Origin of the sequence: Natronomonas sp. (assembly GCF_036625485.1) — an archaeon.
In the GTDB taxonomy this organism is placed as follows: domain Archaea; phylum Halobacteriota; class Halobacteria; order Halobacteriales; family Haloarculaceae; genus Natronomonas.
This window is the reverse complement of the sequence record NZ_JAZKTR010000182.1, coordinates 1-4216: the sequence shown is the minus strand read 5'-3', so window position 1 is coordinate 4216 and position 4216 is coordinate 1. Positions and strand designations below refer to the sequence as shown.

Below are 4216 nucleotides of genomic sequence, written 5' to 3'. Positions count from 1 at the left end.
GAGGCCGACGTCGTCATCTCCGACATGGCGCCGAACATGACCGGCGAGTACTCGCTGGACCACGCTCGTTCGGTCCATCTGGCGCGGATGGCCTTCGAGACGAGCCTCGAACTGCTTGCGCCGGGCGGCGATTTCGTCGCAAAGGTCTTCGAAGGGCCCGATACCGACGACCTCCGGGCGGACATCGACGAGGAGTTCGAGTACGTCCGCACCATCCACCCGAAAGCCTCCCGGGACTCCTCGTCGGAGCTGTTCATGGTCGCCAAGAGTCGCATCACGGCGCCCGTCCGTGAGGGAGACCGACTCGAAGTCGACATCGAGGACGTCGGCAGCGAGGGCGACGGCATCGCCAAGGTCGACGGCTACACGCTCTTCGTCGGGGGCGCCGACGAGGGCGAGACGGTCGAGGTGACCGTCACCGACGTGAAGCCGCGATACGGCTTCGCCGAGAAGCGAGAATAGGGCCGGGGCGGACGTTTTCTAAGCGAACGTGGGTTCTTCGGAGCGCCGGACGGCACCGGTGATAAGGTAGACGAACGGCGTGTCCAGCAGCGCGATGAGCAGTTTGAGGAGGTACTGGCCCGCGATGAGCGAGACGACGATGGCGGGCTTGAAGTCCGGGCCGATACCGACGTACTGCGGGAAGACCCAGAAGGCGACGCCGACGAAGATGACGGTGTCGACGAGTTGGCTGGTGCCCGTCGAGCCGATGTTGCGAAGCCAGAGGTGGGCGCCGTCGGTGACGTCGGCGAGCCGATGGAAGATCAGGACGTCGAGGTTCTGGCTGACGACGTAGGCCAGCAGGCTCCCGGCGATGATGTTCGTCGAGGCGCCGAGGGCCGTGGCAAACGTCTCGGAGAACTCGGGGTCGACGCCGGGGCCGAGGATGGTGCTCCACACCAGCGCGAGCACGAGGAAGTTCATCACGAAGCCGACGTTGACCAGCACCTGCGCCGACCGCTTGCCGTAGAGTTCGGTGTAGCAGTCCGTCGCGAGGAAGGTCAGCGCGTAGGCCAGCGCCGCGCCGGGGAAGGCCAGTTCAGGGCCGACGAGCGGCAGCGTCGTCGGCAACTCGAAGGCCAGCACCTTCGCCGCGGTCACCTGTGCGGTCACCAGGGCGGTGACGAACAGGGCTGCGAGGGCGATAGCGCCGGTGGGAAGCGTCGGACGGCGTGCGTGGGCGCTACTCATCGTCCTCCAGGCGGCCGTGGCGGGCGTCTATCTCGTCGATGATATCGAGGTTCTTGCGAATCGACGCGCGGATGGCGTCGCTCCGGTTGACATACTTGCCGTCGTCCCCGACGTGGTAGTCGAGGTCGTCGAGCAGTTCCTGCGGAATCTCGACGCTTATCTTGGGCATACCGAGGACTTATCTGAGGAATATGTTAACGGTATCGGGACGTACCGAACCGTTCGCTCGAAACGGCGGAGCGCCGGGAAACCGCCAGGGCGTCGGGCGGGAGTCAGTCCGCGCCTTCGGCGGGTTCGAACGTCCGTCGGCCGCCGAGCGTGTAGGCCCACAACGTCCCCAGACCGAACATATAGGCGGCGACGACGGGGATGCCGAGCAGGAACATCGTGAAGACGCCTCGTGGGGAGAAGAACGCCCCCATCGCGAGGACGGCGATGGTGAACTCCCGCCAGCGGTTCCGCATCACGGCGTAGGGGACGATGTTCCCGCGGTGGAAGAGGAACATCGAGACGGGGATGACCGCGAGCACGCCGATGCCGGCGGTGAGGAAGAAGATCATCCACCCGTAGTTGCTGATACGGTAGGCGATGATCATGTTCGCCCCGAGGACGTCGGCGGCGAGCCACGAGATGACCGCCGGCGCGACGTAGATGAACCCGACGATGCTCCCGACGGTCAATCCGAAGAGAACGGTGCCACCCCACAGCAGGAGGACGCGGCGGTCGCCGCGGGCGAGGCCGCGTTCCTTCAGCGCCGGCCACGCGTAGTACAGCACCAGCGGCAGCGTGGCGACGGCGCCCGCGATGACCGAGACCTTGATCATGAAGATGAGCGCCTCGACGGGGTGTAGCGTGACGATAGAGACCTGTTCGGCGGCGAACTCGGAGGGCATCCGGCTGACGAACTGCTCGCTGAGTCGGCCGATACCGCCCCGGTAGAGGACGAAGAAGGCCGCGGCCATGACGGCCATGAAGACGCCGACGAGGGCGAAGGCCTTCGAGGTGAGGCTGTCGACGACGAACGCGATGTCGTAGGCGTAGCCGCCCACGTCGTCCTCGTCGATCTCGTCCTCGCTGAAGGCGTCGAGGATACCGGCACTCCGCCGGGCGAGGATACCGCCTTCTTCCTCGTCTTCGGCGCTGGCGGCCGCGCCGGCAGCGGCGTCGCCCTCGGCGCTCGCCTCGCTCTCACCGGTTCCCATCCCGTGCTCTTTCGGAGAGACGTCGCCTTCTGGCGGGTTCACGTCGTCGAAGCGGTCGAGGATGGCCTGTGCGCGCTCGGGGTCGTCGTCCTCCATCGCCTGACTGGCGAGGCCGAGGGCCTCCTCCTCTTCGAGGCGGGCGAACGCCGCGGCGGGCGCCGCGCGGATGCCGGCCTCGTCGAGTTCCGAGAGGTCGATATCGGCGGGGTCACCGAGGGTACCGCCGGGGACCGCATACCGGTTTCCAGCGGGCTCTTCGAGGCCGTCATAGACGAAATAGCCGAGACCGACGACGGTGAATATAAGGCCGTATATCCCGCCGAGGAGACCGATGTAGGTCGTTTCGGGGATGTTGTAGGCGCCACCGGCCGGCAGGAACCGATAACTGGAGTTCGCGGCGGCGAGCACGCCGTTGACGAGTTCGTAGCCGCCGTAGGTGTAGAAGGCATAGACCAGTGCGACGCCGACGAGGAAGAGGCCGGCGAGGACGTTCCAGCGCTCGCGGGCGGTTTCGGAGATGTCGATGGAGTCGCTGGAGCGTTTCGTGGTGACGACGATCTTCGAGATGTACAGCGAGATGCCGTACAGCGTGACGAGCGGCACCGCCCACATGATCTGCGTGAAGGGGTCCGGCGGCGAGAAGAGCGCGCCGAAGACGAAGATGGCGATGACGGCGTACTTCCACTTGTCGCGGAAGGTCTCGTACGGGACGATACCGCTGTAGGAGAGGGTACTCATGACCAGCGGCAGTTGAGCGGCCAGTCCGAAGGACATCGACAGCAGGAAGATGAACTGCGCCCACATCGAGATGGAGTAGGTGGGCTGGAAGCCGGCCCCGACGGCGTTGCCGGCGAGGAAGGCGAACATTATCGGGAAGAAGAGGTAGTAGGCGTAGGCGACGCCGCCGACGAAAAGCGCCGCGCTGGCGAGGCCGAAGCCGATGGCCTTCCAGCGGGGCAGGTTCTCCGGCCAGCGACCCCGTTCCTTGAGCGAATCGCGGCTCAGATAGAGGATCGGCGGGATTGCGAAGACGGCGCCGGCCGCGAGGCCGATCTTCGCCTGCAGGAGGATGACTTCGAACGGCGTGATGGCGACGACGACGATGTCGGGGTGGGTGTTGAGGTCCCGCTTGAGGATCTCCCAGATGTAGAGCCGTAGGACCGTGAACGTCCCGATGAAGCCGATGAGGAAGACGATGAATACCTTCTGCAGATGCTTCTGGAGGCCTCGAAGGAGCGTCCCGAGCTGTTGTCGCCCCTCCGCGACGGCCCGCTTCGTATCATCGTCGACGGCGCTAGACACGAGGGAAAGTTGTCTGCTCGCAGTTATCAACCTTTTCGCTTCCACTTTTTGCACGGGCCGGCCTGCGGCCGGCCCGGCAAAAACGTGGGGAAAATATGCGCGACTCGTTCCCGTCGCGCGCCTGACGGCGCGCGGTGGTCACTCGTCGCTACCGGACTTCGAGCCCCTTCCGGCGCTCTCGTCCGGCGAACCGCCTCGGGGGCCTTCTTCGAAGGCCCCGCTCGGCGGATGCTTACTACGGCGTTACTGAGGATGGCCGTGATACGGCGGTAACTCGAACGTCGAGGATAGAACCGGGGTAAAACGGACTCGACGGGAAATAGGTGGTGGCATCCGCCGAGGGGGTGTCCGAAGGTCACCCCTGAGGCGGTTCGCCGGACGCGACCGAAGGGAGCGTCCGGTAGCGAGAGCCGACTAACGCGAGCCGGAGGCTCGCGGCTGGAGGCTCGCGCGCATATTTTCCCCAGTTTTTGCCGAGAACCGGGGTCGCGCCCCGAAGCGGGCGCGACCCGCGTTCTCGT

General features: G+C 65.6%; 4 protein-coding genes. 1 reads left to right on the top strand and 3 read right to left on the bottom strand.

Annotated elements, in window-relative coordinates:
* The coding region (locus V5A53_RS13275) for an SAM-dependent methyltransferase (RefSeq protein ID WP_332314096.1) at positions 1 to 462 on the top strand (462 nt) is incomplete at its 5' end.
* Positions 463 to 480: 18 nt separating this feature from the next.
* On the opposite strand, the gene V5A53_RS13270 is transcribed toward V5A53_RS13275, so the two are convergent.
* The 3 genes from V5A53_RS13270 to V5A53_RS13260 all read right to left on the bottom strand — a co-directional run bounded on the left by V5A53_RS13270 (position 481) and on the right by V5A53_RS13260 (position 3695).
* Positions 481 to 1191, bottom strand: coding sequence for a queuosine precursor transporter (locus V5A53_RS13270; RefSeq protein WP_332314095.1), 711 nt, complete (start codon positions 1189 to 1191; stop codon positions 481 to 483).
* Positions 1184 to 1360, bottom strand: a complete 177-nt coding sequence (locus tag V5A53_RS13265) for a ribbon-helix-helix domain-containing protein (protein WP_332314094.1) — start codon at positions 1358 to 1360, stop codon at positions 1184 to 1186. The genes V5A53_RS13270 and V5A53_RS13265 overlap by 8 nt, the downstream gene beginning before the upstream one ends.
* Positions 1361 to 1463: 103 nt before the next feature.
* On the bottom strand, positions 1464 to 3695 hold the full coding sequence (locus V5A53_RS13260) for a twin-arginine translocase subunit TatC (RefSeq protein WP_332314093.1): 2232 nt from the start codon (positions 3693 to 3695) through the stop codon (positions 1464 to 1466).
* Between the last annotated feature and the right edge of the window lie 521 nt (positions 3696 to 4216).

Bases quoted from the DNA above. Each gene is read 5' to 3' on its own strand.
- V5A53_RS13270 (WP_332314095.1), bottom strand. From the start codon at position 1,191: ATGAGTAGCGCCCACGCACGCCGTCCGACGCTTCCCACCGGCGCTATC.
- V5A53_RS13265 (WP_332314094.1), bottom strand. From the start codon at position 1,360: ATGCCCAAGATAAGCGTCGAGATTCCGCAGGAACTGCTCGACGACCTC.